This is a genomic window from Erwinia sp. MYb416 (genome assembly GCF_037479575.1).
Lineage (GTDB): Bacteria > Pseudomonadota > Gammaproteobacteria > Enterobacterales > Enterobacteriaceae > Erwinia > Erwinia rhapontici.
This window is the reverse complement of sequence record NZ_JBBGYT010000319.1, coordinates 1-1,827: the sequence shown is the minus strand read 5'-3', so window position 1 is coordinate 1,827 and position 1,827 is coordinate 1. Positions and strand designations below refer to the sequence as shown.

The window sequence follows — 1,827 nt, the reverse complement described above, 5'->3', positions numbered from 1 at the left end:
GCCAAAAAGCGATGTGAAATTTTTTTTTGAAATCCACTGCTATTACATCATAGGGGAGTCGAGAAAAAATGACACAAAGATTATCTTTATTACAGTTATTTTTAGAAATAGTCAATGCGCCGATGTAATAGTGCTTCCGGTATAGTTGTTTTGCCGAAAAAGCAAAGCACCATGGATAACTATCGGCTATTTCATCATCCTGAGAGAGCATTTTAATCTCAGGTTCAACCGTATCCTGTAAGAATTTAAGTATTCTCCGATGATGCTTTCTACGCCAGTGATACCAACGATAGTGACGACTATCATCAATAACAGATATCTGCAATGTCATATTCACCTCCGCTGGTAATATTTATGAAAATTTAACGGAACGAAGATCACCCTGGACACCGGAAGTCCCGCAGTAAACGCGTAATTAATCGATCATCATAGGTGATGCCTGACGCTTTAACATCCACGCGCCGGTTACTCAAGGAGAACACCAGGACAGGGTTAGCAGATGAAGAGTTTTCGATTGTTTTCACGTTGTCCATCCAGTGGAAAAGAGCCCAGGGTCCAGTGAAAACCAGGCCAGAGGATTTATCAGCCATTCTTGGTTGGGCAGTCATATTGACATTGGACCCCATCCGACTGCCCGGCCAGGTAAATGTTTCCGGAGCAACAGGTCCGTGCGAATAGTCCATCGTCGTTCCATCAAAATTCATACTAAGCTGCGTGATGGTGGGTGCCATGTAGGGCACAGAGATCGAGAAGTTAATCGACATTTGTTTACTTTCTCCGTTCTGGAAAAAGGTATTGCGAATATCCTGGGCCTGTTCGAACGTCTTCAGTGTTGTGGAATCGTTTTCACCATTGTCACTGTTATAACGCCAGGGCTTAACGGACGTGTTCACTTTATCAGCCAGATTGTTTTTGAAGAACATCTCAGCTAATCCACCCGGTGCGAAGAAATGTTCAAAATCACGAACACGTACTTCTTCAGGACTCTTGGTAAAAGGATAGCGACCTTCAAGGGTGTTTCTACATACCTCACCCAGATCTGCTTCTATCTTTTTATTACTTTCAGAGATAACCAGATGGTTAACCTTTTTATAAGCACCATTCAGAAGTGGCTCAATAATATTCTTAAGCGGATCAGGCCAGGTTTGTGATTCTGCACTGATCTTAAGGCCTGCATCTGACAGCGTCGGCATATTGCCACTTTTGAGTGCATTATCAGAAAGAACAAATATCGTGTACTGGTCGTGGAGAACCCCCATGATGTTCCTTAAACGGCTGCCAGTCATGGAGGTGCTACCCGCCTTTTCACTGGGACGTGTAGAACCTGTAACAAATTCTCGCAGGGTAGAGAAGTGGCTATCGACACCTTCCCATAACCGTTTTTTTTCCAGTGATACCAGCAACTGATTTGCTTTGTTCACGTTTTGTAGCAGGCGTGTACTGGAAGAGCGGCTATCAATCAACTCCTCGTTCTGTAAGGCCGAAAGTGTCGTTTCTTCAACAGCCCTCTGCGCAAGATTGACCAATGGTGAATCTGATGAAACCATGGTACGCAGCAAGTAAATATCAAAGGACAGCGCTAACTGTCCATTTCGGCTCTGTGAACGATTTGAGTTCAGGCTGATCTCACTGAGAAAGCGACTCCACCGTTGAGTGTATTCATCATAATAACGCTGCATAATCTTTTGCTTTATAGGATCGATGCGTTTAGCGTTTGCCAGCATTGCAGAGCCGAGCAACCCCAACTCTGCATGCATTCTGGTCGAGCTGAATTCTGCTAACGAGGTGTTATGTTTGCTTTCCATAACCCAACCATCTTCATCATTA

Annotated in this window: 2 protein-coding genes; both read right to left on the bottom strand. The window is 44.1% G+C overall.

Annotated elements, in window-relative coordinates; all coding sequences use genetic code 11:
* Nucleotides 1-331, bottom strand: a 331-nt coding sequence (locus WH277_RS03850; protein ID WP_339504451.1) for a hypothetical protein, incomplete at its 3' end; no start/stop codon positions are given.
* Nucleotides 332-377: 46 nt separating this feature from the next.
* Nucleotides 378-1,827: type VI secretion IcmF C-terminal domain-containing protein (locus tag WH277_RS03845; RefSeq protein WP_339504449.1), on the bottom strand; the 1,450-nt coding region annotated here is incomplete at its 5' end.